Raw genomic sequence first — 15,105 nt, forward strand, 5'->3', positions numbered from 1 at the left:
ACCTACCCCCACACTTACCCCCAAAACAACCCGGATGTTGTTGGACGATATTACACCTCACAACCCACAAACCCAATAAAAAACCCGCACTTAGGCGGGTTTAATGGACTACATAAGACTGTGTTAAACAACTACTTGGTGCCCAGGAAGGGACTCGAACCCCCACACCTTGCGGCGCCAGAACCTAAATCTGGTGCGTCTACCAATTTCGCCACCTGGGCAAGCGGCCCGAATTCTAGCACCGTCTGAGGCCGACGCCCATGCCAGTCGATCATTACGAAAATTTCCCGGTCGCCTCCGTGCTCGTGCCGCCACGCCTGCGCAAGCCGATCGAGATCATCTACCGCTTCGCCCGCAGCGCCGACGACATTGCCGACGAAGGTGACGCGACGCCGGAAGAACGCCTCGCCGGGCTGGCTGCCTATCAGGCTGAACTGGAGCGCATCGCCAGCGGCTCCGCACCGCAAACGCCCCTGTTCGCAGCACTCGCCGAGATCATTGCCGCCCACGCCCTGCCCATCCAGCTCTTCCGCGATCTGCTCGATGCCTTCGCGCAGGACGTGGTCAAGAAGCGCTACGCCGACTACCCGGAATTGCTCGACTACTGCCGACGCTCGGCCAACCCGGTCGGCCGGCTCGTTCTCCACCTGTTCGGGCGAACCGAGGATCTGCATCTCATGCAGTCGGATTGCATCTGCACGGCGCTGCAACTGATCAACTTCTGGCAGGACGTGGCAATCGACTGGCAAAAGGATCGTGTCTATATCCCGCAGACCGACTTTCCGCATTTCCAGGTCAGCGAAGACGATATCGCGGCCAACCGCTGGTCGGCCAACTGGGCCGCGCTGATGGACTTCGAGATCGACCGGGCAAGCACGCTGATGCTGCGCGGCGCTCCGCTGGTCCATGCCCTGCCCGGCCGCCTCGGTTGGGAAATCCGCCTGACCATTCAGGGGGGACTCCGTATTCTTGAGCGGATTCGCCGTACGCGTGGCGACGTTTTCAACCGACGCCCCAAGCTGGGCAAATGGGACTGGCTGGTTCTGGCCGGTCGTTCCCTTACAATGTAGCCCCATGAATCCCGACCAATACTGCCAGGAGAAGTGCGCCGCCAGCGGCTCCTCCTTTTATTACAGCTTCCTGTTCCTGCCGCCGGAGCGCCGCCAAGCCATCATGGCGCTCTACGCTTTCTGCCGCGAAGTCGATGACGTGGTCGACGAATGCAACGACATTTCTCTGGCCTCGACCAAGCTCGCCTGGTGGCGCCAGGAAGTCGAACGCATCGGCGAAGGCAATCCGCAGCACCCCGTCGGCCAGGCGCTGAAGAAGGTCGCTCCGGGCATCAACCTGCCGAAGGAACAGTTGCTGGAGATCATCGACGGCATGGAGATGGACCTCCAGCAGTCGCGCTATCTCGACTTCAAGGGGTTGTCGCTGTACTGCTACCGCGTGGCCAGCGTCGTCGGCCTGCTCGCCGCCGAAATCTTCGGCTATCAGGACCGCCAGACACAGAAATACGCCCACGACCTGGGCATGGCCTTCCAGCTCACCAACATCATCCGCGACATCGGCGAAGATGCCCGGCGTGGCCGCATCTATATCCCGGTGGAAGAACTCCAGCAGTTCAACGTGACAGCCAAAGACATTCTGGATGGCAAGTATTCCGATAACTTCACGGCACTGATGCAGTTCCAGTACGACCGCGCCCAGAAATACTACGAACAGGCCTTCGCCCAATTGCCGGCCATCGACCGCAAGAACCAGCGCCCCGGCCTGATCATGGCGGCGATTTACCGCACCCTGCTCGCCGAGATCAAGGACGAGAATTTCCAGGTTCTGCACCAGCGCATTTCGCTACCGCCCATGCGCAAGCTGTGGCTGGCCGCCAAGACCTGGATCAAGGGCTGAGGCAATGCGCGTAGCCGTCATCGGCGGCGGCTGGGCGGGCATCGCCGCCGCCGTCGAACTGACCGCACACGGCATTCCGGTCACCCTGTTCGAAGCCGGTCGTGTGCTGGGCGGCCGGGCGCGCAGCGTCAGCCTCGATAGCCGGGTACTCGACAATGGCCAGCACATCCTGCTCGGCGCCTATCGCGACACGCTTGCCCTGATGCGCAAGGTGGGCGCCGACCCGGATACCCTGTTCGACAGGCGCCCCCTGCAAGTTATCGACAGTAGCGGGTTTCGTCTGAGCCTGCCCAGACTGCCGGCGCCGCTCAACGTCGCCTGGGGTCTGCTCGCCGCCCGCGGTCTCGGCTTCGGCGAAAAACTCCGTACCGCCTGGTGGATGGAGTGCGTCAAGCGTCGGGGATTCCGTCTGCCCGGCGACATGACGGTGGCCGAATGGCTGGATGGAGCAGGGCAAACCGGCGCTCTGCGCCGCCGCCTCTGGGAACCGCTCTGCCTTGCGGCGCTGAATACGCCGGCCGAACGCGCCTCGGCCCAGCTGTTCGCCAACGTGCTGCGCGACAGCCTGGGCAGTCCGCGCCGCGAGGATACGGATCTGCTGCTGCCGCGCGTCCCGCTCGGCCAACTGCTGCCCGAACCGGCCGGCCACTGGCTGACGACCCACGGGGCCTGCATCCGGCTGCGTCATCGCGTGCGCACATTGGCAAGGCAGACCGACTCGATACAGGTAGACGACCAGCCCTTCGACGCCGCCGTACTCGCAGTCGCACCGCAACACGCCGCCACGCTGTGGCCGGAAGCCGCCGTACCGAACGGTTTCGAGCCGATCGCCACGGTATATCTGCGATACCCGCCGGACATCAAGCTCCCCTTTCCCCTGCAGTCCCTATCCGGGCGGCTGGGGCAGTGGGTTGTCGACCGCGGGGACGGCCTGCTGGCCTGCGTTCTCAGCGGCCATGGCGACTGGGAAGCCTGCGACGATGCTGCGCTCGCCCACGCGCTGGATACCGAACTGCGCATCGGCGCACCGCTGCTCGGCGCGTCGACCATCCGCGAAAAGCGGGCTACCTTTGCCGCCACCCCTGACCTGCATCGCCCTGCCCCACAAAACGGGCGCCTCCATATTGCCGGCGACTATGCCTGGAGCGACTATCCGGCAACCCTCGAAGGGGCAATCAGAAGCGGTCTCCGCGCGGCCCATGCCATTCTCGGCAATTGACACTCGGGCCTACCGCCCCCCGCAGCTGAACCCGGCACATTGCGTTCGTTCTCGCCTCCCTGAATCCTGAGCTACGCAACGGAAGCATCAGGCAACAAGCGGATTGACAGCCTGTATCAAAAGCAAGACATTAGTGGAAATTGAAATTCACAACTAAAATGGTAAAATTGACAACAAATCAATTTTAACGGCCGTTTTCAGGGAGAATCATGATGTGCCCTAGCCAACGTCCCAGTGGAACGCTGATCCAGCGCGTGCTTGGCATTCTGTTCGTGACAGCATCACTTTCGGCATCAGGATCGCAAGGAGACTCCTTCTTCGACCTCGATCTGAAGGAAGTCCTCAACCTCGAAATCACCTCGGTTTCCAAGAAGCCACAGACTATTTCCCGCGCTGCCGCTGCAGTATTTGTCATCACCGGCGATGACATACGACGCTCGGGAGCAACCAGCATTCCGGATGTCCTGAGAATGGCTCCCGGCATCCAGGTCGGGCAGATCAGCAATAACAGCTGGGCAATCAGCGCCCGCGGGATGGATGGGCGCTTCACCAACAAACTCCTCGTCCTAATTGACGGTCGCAGCGTCTATACCCCGACCTTTTCGGGCGTCTATTGGGACGTGCAGGATGCGGTTCTCGCCGACATCGAGCGGATCGAGGTCATTCGAGGCCCGGGCGCCGCACTGTGGGGGGCCAATGCCGTCAATGGCGTGATCAACATCATTACCAAATCGGCAGCGGCAACGCAGGGAGGCATGATCGAGGCGGCCGCCGGAACGACCGAGAAGCTGGCAGCCTCGGCGCGCTATGGCGGAAAGCTCGGCGACGTCGGCCACTGGCGGGTTTACGCCAAGGGCTTCGACCGCAACGGCTCGACCGTCGAGTCCACCGGGGCGAGCGGCAACGACAGCTGGCAGCAGCAGCGGGCCGGTTTCCGTACCGATTTCGCAATCACGCCGCGCGATGCAGTCACCCTGCAGGGCGATTACTACGACGGGCGTTCTGGCGAGTCGGCGCGGCTCAATTCACTCAGCCCACCCTACAACATGCTGACCGGAACAAGCCAAAAAGTATCCGGTGGCAACCTGCTCGGGCGCTGGCAACGCGACGTATCCGCGACGGACTCGTTCACTTTCCAGGGGTACTTCGACCACACCGAACGCGACTGGCCGGCTCACCTGAGCGAAGTCCGCAATACCTACGACATCGATTTCCAATATCGAACCAAGCGCTTCACCGGCCACGACCTCGTCATGGGAGCTGGCTATCGTGTCAGCGAGGACCGGATGGAAGCCTCCAACCAGGGGATACCGGCCAATACGCTTTCCTTCGTCACCATTTCACCCAGTTCGGCCCGGCGGACCCTCTACAGCGTATTCATTCAAGACGACATCACGCTGTTCCCCCAGGAACTGGTACTGACCCTCGGCACCAAGCTCGAACACAACGACTACACCGGATACGAGAACCAACCCAATGCGCGCCTGCTGTGGACGCCAAGCGAAACCAGTACTTTCTGGTGGTCGGTCGCGCGCGCCGTCCGGACACCCAGCCGAAGCGATACGAACGGATACGTCAACCAGGCCATCCTTCAACCCGGGGCCTTGGGCAACCCCACGCCTCGTCCCCTCTTGCTGGCGGGCGGCGGCCAGGTAGGCTCCGAAGCCGTTGTTGCCTACGAAGCCGGCTGGAAACAACAGATTCTTGCCACACTCAGTCTTGACCTCGCGCTATTTCACAACGAATACAAGGAACTGAGGACGGCCGTTTTTGGCTCCGCGGTTTGTCAGCCCTCCGGTCTCCCGGTCTCCGCCGGCTGTTTGTTTCTTCCCGGACAAACCTCCATCCTGTATCCATTCGGTGTGGGCAACCGTGCCAGCGGTTACAGCAACGGCATGGAGCTCTCGGTTGATTGGCGTGCCCGACCCGACCTGCGCTTCCAACTGGCCTGGAGCGAGCTGCGCATGGGCATAAAGGAGGAAGGCACTTCCTTTACCACCGACAGTGAGGAAAGCGCCCCCAGGCATCAGGTCGTACTACGCACGGCCTGGAATCCGCGTACCGACACGGACGTCGATGTCTGGTTCCGGCGCGTCGGTGCGCTAGGCCGCCTGGGCACCGACACGCAGGGTACCGTGTCGATTCCCGCCTACAACGAAGCGGACATGCGGATAGCCTGGCGCCCCAGTACTGGCGTCGAACTGGCGCTGGTCGGGCGAAATCTGTTGCACAAGCAGCACAAGGAATTTACTTCGGAACTGCTGGATGTCCAGAACATGCTGATCGAACGGTCGGTATTCGCTCAACTGAAGTGGAAATTCTGACCCCGACCCGCTTTTGAACATGCGCCCATTCACCCGAATCACTGCTGGATTACTGACGATGGCAGCCCTGCTGCTGTCCGTCAACCTCCATGCGGAGACGATTCAGCGTGAAGACCGGATCAAGGCCGCGCTTGTCTTCAAGCTGGTCAAATTCGTCGAATGGCCGACATCCGCGCTCTCCGGCAACATGCCGTTGCAACTGTGCGCCTATGGCAACTCGGGAGTTGCCGAGGCGCTCGCCGCCGCCGACGGCAAACCGGCGCGGGACAGAACGGCCAGGTTCCGCAAGCTCGACTCGCTGGCCACCGCCGAGATCAAGGGGTGCCACGTGCTGTTCATCGCCGGCGGGGCGCGGGAATTGCTCAACGACGTACCGCCTGCCCTGCGTATCCGGGGAGGTGGATTGCTGACCGTCAGCGACCACCCCGAGTTCGCTCGCCGCGGCGGCATGATCGGCCTTTCCCAGGGCGAGAACAAGGTCAAATTCGAGATCAACCTGCGGGCCGCCCGTGAAGGCGGACTGGAACCTGGCGCCTCTTTGCTCGAACTGGCGACTATCGTAGACTGAGTCCCATGCCTCACTTCATGCCGCCAACGCCCCATACGCGCTCCATACGCGACAAACTGCGCCGGCTGATCTGGACAACGGTCGGCGGCGCCCTTGCCTGCGTCACGATTGCCTTCGTCGTATTCCAGTTCTGGAGCTTCCGCACGGCCATTTCCGAAAGGCTTTCGGCCATCTCGCAGGTTCTGTCGAGCAACGTCAAGGCCGCGCTGGAGTTCGACGAACCGCGCCAAGCCACAAGACTGCTGGAGAGCTTATCGGCGGAACAAGACATCGCGACCGTTACCGTCTTCGACCGGCACGGCACCTTCTTTGCCGGACATGGCAGGCAGGATACGGAGAAGCGGCATCTCGAGGCGATCAATAGCTGGCTTCGGTTCGCCATGGCGGCCAAGACCGAAGAGTTCATGTTCAACCTGGATGCCATCGATCATGTATCGCCCATTGAAATGTACGGCGAGACGATCGGATTCATCCACCTCCATGCCACCCCGAAGCGCTTCTACAGGCAGCTCGCCCTCAGCATCGGCATGATTCTCGGCATTGCGCTGCTCGTCGGCTCGCTGGCCTTCTACTGGGCTTCACGCCTGCAACGCCGCATCGTCGAACCGATCTTCCACCTCGCCGATTCAATGCGGCAGATTACCGTCGAACAGGACTTCTCCCTACGCGCCCGCAAGGAGGACGACGACGAAATCGGTCTGCTGACCGACGGCTTCAACCGCATGCTCGCCCAGCTGGATGAACGCGACACGCATCTGGCCGAGCGCAGCCGGGAACTGGCCAAATCCAATCGCGAACTGGAACAAGCGGTCGCCGAAGCCAATTCGGCCAAGCTCCGCGCCGAAGAAGCTACCCAGTCCAAGTCGATGTTCCTCGCCAACATGAGCCACGAAATCCGCACGCCGATGAACGGCGTTCTGGGCATGCTTGAGTTGCTGCTGGATTCTCCGTTGCAGGAAGAGCAGCGGCGTCAGGCCGAAACGGCGCTGCGTTCAGGCCGGGCGCTGGTCAGCGTGATCAGCGACATCCTCGATTTTTCAAAAATCGAGGCCGGGAAACTCGAGCTCGATCCGGTCGACTTTCATCTGCGCGATACGACCGAGGATGTCGTCGGCCTGTTTGCCGAAGCAGCCCAGAACAAGGGGCTGGAAATCAGCTGCCGCCTCTCGAACGACGTGCCGCTATGGATCAATGCCGACTCGGGCCGCTTGCGGCAGATCCTGTCGAACCTGCTCAGCAATGCCGTCAAGTTCACCGAGCGCGGCGAAATCAACGTGCACGTCACGGCAACTCCCTTGCCCGACGGCCGCGCCATGGAACTTCGCTTCGAAGTCCGCGACACGGGACGCGGCATTTCCTCCGACAAGCAAGCCAACGTTTTCAGAGAGTTCGATCAAGGCGAGGCCAGCACGGCCCGCCACCACGGCGGAACCGGTCTCGGCCTCGCCATCGTTCGTCACCTTTGCCAGTTGATGGGTGGTGAAGTCGGCGTCACCAGCACGCCCGGTATCGGCAGCACCTTCTGGTTCGTGATCCAGGCTGAACGGGTCAGCGGCCCCCCCCTGCTCGAACACGAGCAGGATGGCGACGGATTGCGCGGACGCCGCGTTCTGGTGGTCGATGACAATGCCACCAACCGGGAAATACTGACCATGCACGCTCAGACGTGGGGTATGGCTGCCGATGCCGCAGCAGACGGCAAGGAAGCGCTCGACAAACTGCGCCTGGCGGCCGTGTGCGGGCAAGCCTACGACATTGCCCTGGTCGACATGCGCATGCCTGAAATGAACGGCATCGACCTGAGCCGGGCGATCAGGGAAGAAAGCCCGCTCCTCGACGGTATCCGCATCGTCATGCTCACCTCGCTGAACCGTATTTCGGCCACGCGTACCGCACGCAATGCCGGCGTGGACAAGCATCTGGTCAAACCGGTACGCAAGGTGCACCTGTTCAACACCATGCGTATCGCCCTGGGCCTTGCTCCCGACGATAGCGAGGATACGACGCAAAACGATCGAGCCTCGACAGCCCTGGCATCGTTGAAAGTGCTTCTGGTCGAAGACAACCCGGTCAACCAGGAAGTTGCCGGTGCGATCCTGCGCCGCTTCGGTTGCGAGATTGCCATTGCCGAAGGGGGTATCGACGGCGTTGCGGACGCGAAATCGAAATCATGGGACATGATCCTGATGGATTGCCAGATGCCCGACATGGATGGTTACGAGGCAACCCGCCGCATCCGCGCCTGGGAAGCCGAACAGGCAGCCGACGGCAGGTCGGTGCGCCGGGTTCCGATCATTGCGCTGACCGCCAATGCCATGCGCGGCAGCCGGGAGCTCTGCCTGGCAGCGGGAATGGATGACTACATCACCAAGCCGTTCCAGCAAAAGACGCTCTTCGACACGATGAGCCGCTACGTCAGGCTTGAGGCACCTTCTGAGGTGCCCCCGGAACCGCCGCACGTTCCGGCCGGCGGGAAGCCTGTCGGCGGCGATGCCCTCAACCCGGCAAGCCTGGATACCTTGCGCGAACTCGATCAGTCAGGAAAACTGCTCCAGCGCGTGATCTCGGCCTATCTGGCCGATGCCCCGCGGCAATTGAAAAATGCGCAGACGGCACTGGCATCTCACAACGCAGCCGACTTGCGGCTGGCGGTCCATACACTCAAATCGGCCAGCAAATACCTGGGCGCCGACACGTTGGCCGCGACCTGCCTGGAGATCGAACGCAGCGCCACGAATTTCCAGCTGGTAGGACTCGATACCCGCCTGGCTGCTGCCGCCGCCCAACTCGAACACGTCATCGACGAACTGCAATCCCTGCTGCCGCAGGAAGCCTAGAAAACTCCGACGACGAGCCAAATCCGGCTCGTTGCCCGGAAATCCCGAGAACAGCCGGTGCATCGCGCTTGCTCGGCCGACTTTCCCCAGATTTCATACTCATGAAAATCATGAGCTCCCGTTCAAGCTATTTCGGATGTCTCGCATCCGACCAAGCGCGATAGTGATTGTCAGTCCGCTTCCTTCGAAGCCGGACGAAGCGCTGGCAAATACCCCGGCACCTCAACCGACAAAGGAGACTTTCATGAAATGGGAAACCCCGACCGCCTGTGATTTCCGCTTCGGCTTCGAAATCACGATGTACATCGCCGCGCGCTAAGCCGGCCCGCCGCCATCCACAAGGGATGGCGGTTTCGCTCAAGCCCATGAAACTGATCATTCTCGGCGCCGCTGCCGGCGGCGGTTTTCCGCAGTGGAACTGCAACTGCCGCAACTGTGCCGGCGTGCGCAACGGCAGCCTCCAGGCCAAGCCGCGCACCCAGTCGTCCATCTGCGTGACCCGCGATGACGGCGCCGACTGGGCGCTGCTCAACGCCTCGCCCGACATCCTGCAACAGATCAAGGCAACGCCGGAACTGACGCCGAACCGCGCTCTGCGCGACACCGGTATCGGCGGCATCCTGCTGGTGGATGGCCAGATCGACCACGCAACCGGCCTCTTCATGCTACGCGAGCAGAAGACGCCGATGCCGCTGTGGTGCGCCGACCCGGTGTATGAGGATTTGACCACCGGCAACCCGGTACTCAACGTACTCTCGCATTACTGCGGCGTTGATCGCCGCGCCGTACCGCTCGACGGTTCGCCATTCGCAATGCCCGGGGTGGCAGGTCTTGAATTCTCCGTACTGCCGCTCTCGAGCAAGGCCGCCCCCTACTCGCCACACCGCGAGTCATCGGTCGATGGCGACAACATCGGCGTCACCATCACCGACCAGCAAAGCGGCGCCAGGCTCTTCTACGCCCCCGGCCTCGGCGCCCGCACGCCGGAAGTCTTCGCCCGCATGGCGGAAGCCGATTGCGTGATGGTCGACGGCACTTTCTGGACCAACGACGAGATGATTACCGCCGGCCTGTCGAGCAAGACCGCCCGCGACATCGGCCACCTGCCACAATCCGGCCCCGGCGGCATGATGGACTGGCTGGACGGACTGCCCAGGCACGTGCGCAAGATCCTCATCCACATCAACAACACCAATCCCATCCTCGACGAAGCCTCGCCGCAACGGGCCGAACTGACCCGGCGCGGCATCGAGGTAGCCGAGGATGGCTGGCGCATCACCATTTGACGAGGCCACCATGATCCGAGCCGACATCCTTGCCGAATCCCATGATGCCGACGATGGTCGCCCGACCTGGAGCCGCGCCGAATTCGAGGCACAGCTGCGTGAGAACGGCAAGTCGTACCACATCCACCACCCGTTCAACATCATGCTCAACACCGGCCGCGCCACGCCGGCGCAGATTCGCGGCTGGGTCGCCAATCGCTACTACTACCAGATCGCCATTCCGGTGAAGGATGCGGCGATCATGGCCAACTGTCCGGACCGCGAGGTTCGCCGCGGCTGGGTGCAGCGCATCCTCGACCACGACGGTTTCGAGTATGGCCTGCCCAACGGGGAAAAGCACTTCGACGCGGGTGGCATCGAAGCCTGGATACGTCTCGGCGAAGCGGTTGGCCTGAAGCGCGAGGAAATCGTCGACCTGCCCCACGTGCTGCCCGGCGTGCGCTTCGCTGTCGATGCCTACATCAATTTCGCCCGCCGCGCCCCGTGGCAGGAGGCCGTCTGCTCCTCGCTGACCGAACTGTTCGCGCCGGCCATCCACCGCCAGCGGCTCGCCACCTGGCCGGAGCATTACCCGTGGATCGAGCCTGAGGGCCTGCAATACTTCCGCAACCGCACCAGCCAGGCGCCGCGCGACGTTGAGCAGGGCCTGCAGGTAACACTCGACTACTTCCGCACCCGGCCGATGCAGGAACGCGCCGTGCAAATCCTCAAGTTCAAGCTCGACATCCTGTGGGCCATGAATGACGCCATGGGCCAGCATTACGGCACCAACGACGTCGTGGCGGAAAACATCGTTCCGGCCGACGCCGAACGCAAGGCAGCATGATGGACGGCATCCCCCGCCTCGGCCACGGCTTCCGCTTCCAATGGGAGCCGGCGCAGAACTGCCATGTGCTGCTCTACCCCGAAGGGATGATCAAGCTCAACCAGAGCGCCGGGGAAATCCTGGTGCGTTGCGATGGCCAGCGCGACGTCGCCGCCATCATCGCCAATCTGGAAGCCGCCTTTTCGACCCGCGATCTGCGCCCGGATGTCGAAACCTTCATTGCCATGGCCGTCGACAAACGCTGGCTACGCCTCGAGTCTGCCACCGCATGAACGCCCCGCTCACCCACCCCGCCCCGGGTATCGGCCCGCCGATGTGGTTGCTCGCCGAAGTCACCTACCGCTGCCCGCTGCATTGCGTCTTCTGCTACAACCCGGTCGACTTCGCTCGGCACGAGCAGGAACTCTCCACCGACGACTGGCTGCGTGTGCTGCGCGAAGGACGAGAACTGGGCGCGGTGCAATGCGGCTTTTCGGGCGGCGAACCGCTGCTGCGCGACGACCTCGAAATCCTCATCGCCGAGGCCCGCCAGCTCGGCTACTACACCAACCTGATCACCTCCGGCGTCGGCCTCACCGAAGCCCGGCTCGATGCTTTCAAGGCGGCCGGCCTCGACCACATCCAGCTCTCCTTCCAGGACTCGACGAAAGAGATCAACGATTTCCTGACCCACACCCGCACCTTCGACCTCAAGCAGCGCGTCGGCGACATGCTCAAGGCGCGCGGCTGGCCGATGGTCATGAACGTCGTCATCCACCGCCTGAACATCGAACACATCGGCCGCATCATCGAGATGGCCGACGAACTCGGCGCCGAATACCTCGAACTGGCCAACGCCCAGTACTACTCCTGGGCGCTGCTCAACCGCGACCAGCTGATGCCCAGCCGCGAGCAACTCCAGTGCGCCGAGGAGATCACCAACGAATGGAAGGCCAGGCTGGCCGACCGCATGCGCATTCTCTTCGTCGTGCCCGACTACCACGAGGGCAAGCCCAAGAAATGCATGAACGGTTGGGGCAACGTCTTCCTCACCGTCACGCCGGACGGCACCGCCCTACCCTGCCACACCGCCCGCATGCTGCCCGGCCTGAGCTTCCCCAACGTCAAGGACCACAGCCTGCGCCATGTCTGGTTCGAATCGGCGGGTTTCAACCGCTATCGCGGTACCGGCTGGATGAAGGAACCTTGCCGAAGTTGCGACGACAAGGAAAAGGACTACGGCGGCTGCCGCTGCCAGGCCTATCTGCTGGCCGGCGACCCCACTGCCGCCGACCCGGTCTGCCCGAAGAGCCCGCATCACGGCCAGGTAGTCGCCGCACTGGAAAATGCCGAAAACCCGGTGCGCCGGATGCGGCCGCTGGTTTTCCGCGAGCCAAGGGAAAGTCGCAGGCTGACGGAAGAAATCCCCTGACAGGCGTGAAGTCTCTCAGGGACTACTACTCCGATCAGGCGTTCGCCTTCTCGCCACCCGCCACCAGCCATTGCAAAAGGGTTTCATACAGTTTTCCCGGGTCGACCGGCTTGGCGATGTGATCATTCATGCCGCCATCGAGACAGTGTTGGCGGTCTTCATCGAAGGCATTCGCCGTCATTGCCAGAATGGGCGTCGTCCGGTTAAGCGAATCCGAGCGGATGGCGCCAGCGGCGTCGATACCATTCATCACCGGCATCTGCATATCCATCAGGATAAGGGCATACGCGTTGCACCTGGCCTTATCGAGCGCCTGCTGTCCGTTTTCGGCGATATCCACTGACAGATTCACATTCTCCAGCAAACTGCGCGCAATCTCCTGAGTGATGGGTTCATCTTCCACCAGCAAAATGCGCGAACCGGCGTATTGGCTGCGCAAACGTGCTTCGACAAGGAGTCCAGGGCAAGGCATTTCCTGCAGAAGCATGCCCGGCTCCCGTTTTTTCAACGGAACCACGAACCAGAACATGCTCCCTTCCCCAGGTACGCTATCGACCCCGATTTCCCCACCCATCAACCGGACGAGGGATTTGCAGATCGCCAATCCGAGACCGGTACCGCCGTACCGTCGGGTCATGCTGTTGTCGGCTTGCTCGAAGGACTGGAATAAGCGCCCTTTCGCTTCGGCATCTATTCCCAAACCGGTATCGCTGACTTCGAAACGTACTTGCAGCGCCTCGCGGGTTTCGCCGACAGCCCGGACCCGCAAGGTGACGCCACCCCGCTCGGTGAACTTGATGGCGTTGCCGACCAGGTTGAGCAAGATCTGCCCCAGGCGAAGCGAATCGCCCTTGAGCGCGGCGCCAGCAACATCCTCCGGCAAGTCAATGTGTAATTCCAGGTCTTTCCCAGCCGCCACGTGACCGAGGGTTCCGGCCACGCCATCCACGCTGTCGCGCAATTGCAACGGCGTCTCTTCAAGCATCATGCGGTCAGCCTCGATCTTGGAGAGATCGAGAATGTCGTTGAGCACGCGGAGCAGTCGTTCGGCGGCATGCTTGGCCTTGCCTAGCTGGTCGATGCCCCGGGGATCGACCATGCGCCGCCTGGCAAGCTCGATCATGCCCATGACCCCATTCATCGGGGTCCGCAGTTCGTGGCTCATATTGGCAAGAAATGCGCTCTTGGCACGGTTGGCGGCTTCGGCAGCATCCTTTGCGATAACCAGGTCCCGTGTCTGGGCCGCGACAAGCTCCTGCAGGTGATGCCGATGCCGGCGCAATTCGAGTTCGTCCTGTTTACGCTCCGTGATATCGGTATGCGTGCCGCACATCCGCATCGGCTTGCCATCCTGGTCGCGCTGCATCACGCTGGCCTGATCGAGAATCCAGCGTACGCTACCGTCCTTGTGGAGCATCCGGTATTCCAGCCGGTGTATGGCTGAGCCACCTTCAAGAACCGCATTGACCGAACTCCACGCTCTTTCCCGGTCATCCGGATGAATGAAGTCGGTCCACTGCCGCGTCGTATGCTTGATCTCCTCAGGGGTATAGCCCAGCATCTCGGCCCACTGCTCGTTCCGATCCACCGTACCGGTGACAATGTCCCAGTCCCAAAAACCAAGCGCCGAGCCGGCCAGCACAAAACGCAGCTGCTTTTCTCTGCGCTCCAGTGCGAGACTGGATATTTTCTGCTCCGAGATATCCTCGACCATTGCCACAACGTAATCGACACTGCCATCCGCCTTGCGCACATTGCTGACAGCCAGGCGCGTATGGACCGGATGGCCATCCTTGTGAACGAAGCGCTTGTCCATGGCGTAGCTGTCGATCTCGCCGGCCAGCATACGGTTGAATTGCGCCATATCGGGCGCCAGGTCATCCGGGTAGGTCAATTCCGTCCAGGTCATGTGCGTCAGCTCTGCCCGGGAATAGCCGAGCGTGTTGCATAGCGCATCGTTGACTTCGAGCCAGCCTTTTTCAAGGCTGGTGATGGCGAGCCCGACGATGGAATGATCGAAATAGGCGTGAAAGCGCTGCATGCTGGCATGCTCTTCAGCCGTCAAAGCCTTCTGGGCATTTTGCAATGCCAGCCGATCGACCCGCTGCTGCGCATGATGTTGAAATGACAGGCACAGAAACATGAAGGCAAGCGGGTAGAAAAACAGCAACACCCACCAGGCCTGCTCGATGAAGGGGTGACCGGCACGATTGGGAATCAACGCGAAAGCCCCCAGCTGTGCCAACTGCACCAGCACGCCCAGCAGCAAGTAATGCATCGCCCCGGGAAGAGCGCCACGCCGCATGAACCATTGCCGTGCCAGTACGCCCAGCAAGGCTGACTGGAGGATGACCAGTGCCCCCACCGGTGCACCGATACCGCCCAACTGATAGCGATATGCGGCAGCCATCCCCGCTGCGATGGCACCAACTACGCCGCCACCGACCAAGCCGGCCAGCGACAGCACGATCGAACGGCCATCGAATATCAGGCCGGGCGCGAAATTGACCGGGTTGACCATGCCCAGCAAGGTCACGCAACCGAAGAGCACACCGAGCATCAGCTGGCGGCCCGGCGTATTCCTCTGGAAGCGCGAGATGACAAGCTGCCCCACCGCAACCAAGGCAATGAGGAAGGCAATATTGTTGACCAGATTGATAAACATGCGTCAGAAAACCCGGGATAGTCTCAGTCGCCATGCTACGCCAAGCGCATGAAATTTTGCG

General features: G+C 61.9%; 12 protein-coding genes and 1 tRNA gene. 11 read left to right on the forward strand and 2 right to left on the reverse strand.

Annotated elements, in window-relative coordinates; translation table 11 throughout:
* Positions 1 to 136: 136 nt before the first annotated feature.
* Positions 137 to 221 (reverse strand) — tRNA-Leu (locus F1002_RS15790).
* Positions 222 to 260: 39 nt separating this feature from the next.
* Here F1002_RS15790 and hpnC point away from each other — a divergent pair.
* From hpnC to pqqE, 11 genes are all read left to right on the forward strand, one after another.
* On the forward strand, positions 261 to 1,070 hold the full coding sequence (gene hpnC, locus F1002_RS15795) for a squalene synthase HpnC (protein ID WP_150430007.1): 810 nt from the start codon (positions 261 to 263) through the stop codon (positions 1,068 to 1,070).
* A 4-nt stretch (positions 1,071 to 1,074) separates the two neighbouring features.
* Entirely contained in the window at positions 1,075 to 1,908 is an 834-nt protein-coding gene (hpnD, locus tag F1002_RS15800; protein WP_150430008.1) for a presqualene diphosphate synthase HpnD, read from the forward strand.
* Positions 1,909 to 1,912: 4 nt separating this feature from the next.
* Positions 1,913 to 3,127 carry a hydroxysqualene dehydroxylase HpnE gene (gene hpnE, locus F1002_RS15805; protein ID WP_150430009.1) on the forward strand — a complete coding sequence of 405 codons (1,215 nt, stop codon included), beginning with the start codon at positions 1,913 to 1,915 and terminating at the stop codon, positions 3,125 to 3,127.
* A 212-nt stretch (positions 3,128 to 3,339) separates the two neighbouring features.
* A complete protein-coding gene (locus tag F1002_RS15810; protein ID WP_191090434.1) occupies positions 3,340 to 5,451 on the forward strand; it encodes a TonB-dependent siderophore receptor in 2,112 nt (703 codons plus the stop codon).
* A 58-nt stretch (positions 5,452 to 5,509) separates the two neighbouring features.
* On the forward strand, positions 5,510 to 6,019 hold the full coding sequence (locus F1002_RS15815) for a YfiR family protein (protein ID WP_191090435.1): 510 nt from the start codon (positions 5,510 to 5,512) through the stop codon (positions 6,017 to 6,019).
* A gap of 17 nt (positions 6,020 to 6,036) precedes the next feature.
* Positions 6,037 to 8,856 carry a response regulator gene (locus tag F1002_RS15820; RefSeq protein WP_191090436.1) on the forward strand — a complete coding sequence of 940 codons (2,820 nt, stop codon included), beginning with the start codon at positions 6,037 to 6,039 and terminating at the stop codon, positions 8,854 to 8,856.
* A gap of 244 nt (positions 8,857 to 9,100) precedes the next feature.
* On the forward strand, positions 9,101 to 9,175 hold the full coding sequence (pqqA, locus tag F1002_RS15825; RefSeq protein WP_141353941.1) for a pyrroloquinoline quinone precursor peptide PqqA: 75 nt from the start codon (positions 9,101 to 9,103) through the stop codon (positions 9,173 to 9,175).
* A 46-nt stretch (positions 9,176 to 9,221) separates the two neighbouring features.
* Positions 9,222 to 10,142 (forward strand): pyrroloquinoline quinone biosynthesis protein PqqB, encoded by a 921-nt coding sequence (pqqB, locus tag F1002_RS15830; RefSeq protein ID WP_150430013.1) that lies wholly within the window; start codon positions 9,222 to 9,224, stop codon positions 10,140 to 10,142.
* A 10-nt stretch (positions 10,143 to 10,152) separates the two neighbouring features.
* On the forward strand, positions 10,153 to 10,968 hold the full coding sequence (pqqC, locus tag F1002_RS15835; RefSeq protein WP_150430014.1) for a pyrroloquinoline-quinone synthase PqqC: 816 nt from the start codon (positions 10,153 to 10,155) through the stop codon (positions 10,966 to 10,968).
* Positions 10,965 to 11,240, forward strand: a complete 276-nt coding sequence (gene pqqD, locus F1002_RS15840; protein ID WP_150430015.1) for a pyrroloquinoline quinone biosynthesis peptide chaperone PqqD — start codon at positions 10,965 to 10,967, stop codon at positions 11,238 to 11,240. Before pqqC ends, pqqD begins: the two co-directional genes overlap by 4 nt.
* Complete coding sequence (gene pqqE / locus F1002_RS15845; protein ID WP_150430016.1) at positions 11,237 to 12,379, forward strand: pyrroloquinoline quinone biosynthesis protein PqqE; 1,143 nt, start codon at positions 11,237 to 11,239, stop codon at positions 12,377 to 12,379. Before pqqD ends, pqqE begins: the two co-directional genes overlap by 4 nt.
* 34 nt (positions 12,380 to 12,413) lie before the next feature.
* On the opposite strand, the gene F1002_RS15850 is transcribed toward pqqE, so the two are convergent.
* Positions 12,414 to 15,044 carry a PAS domain-containing protein gene (locus tag F1002_RS15850; RefSeq protein ID WP_150430017.1) on the reverse strand — a complete coding sequence of 877 codons (2,631 nt, stop codon included), beginning with the start codon at positions 15,042 to 15,044 and terminating at the stop codon, positions 12,414 to 12,416.
* Positions 15,045 to 15,105 lie beyond the last annotated feature (61 nt).

The organism is Dechloromonas sp. CZR5 (assembly GCF_008711155.1).
Taxonomy (GTDB): domain Bacteria; phylum Pseudomonadota; class Gammaproteobacteria; order Burkholderiales; family Rhodocyclaceae; genus Azonexus.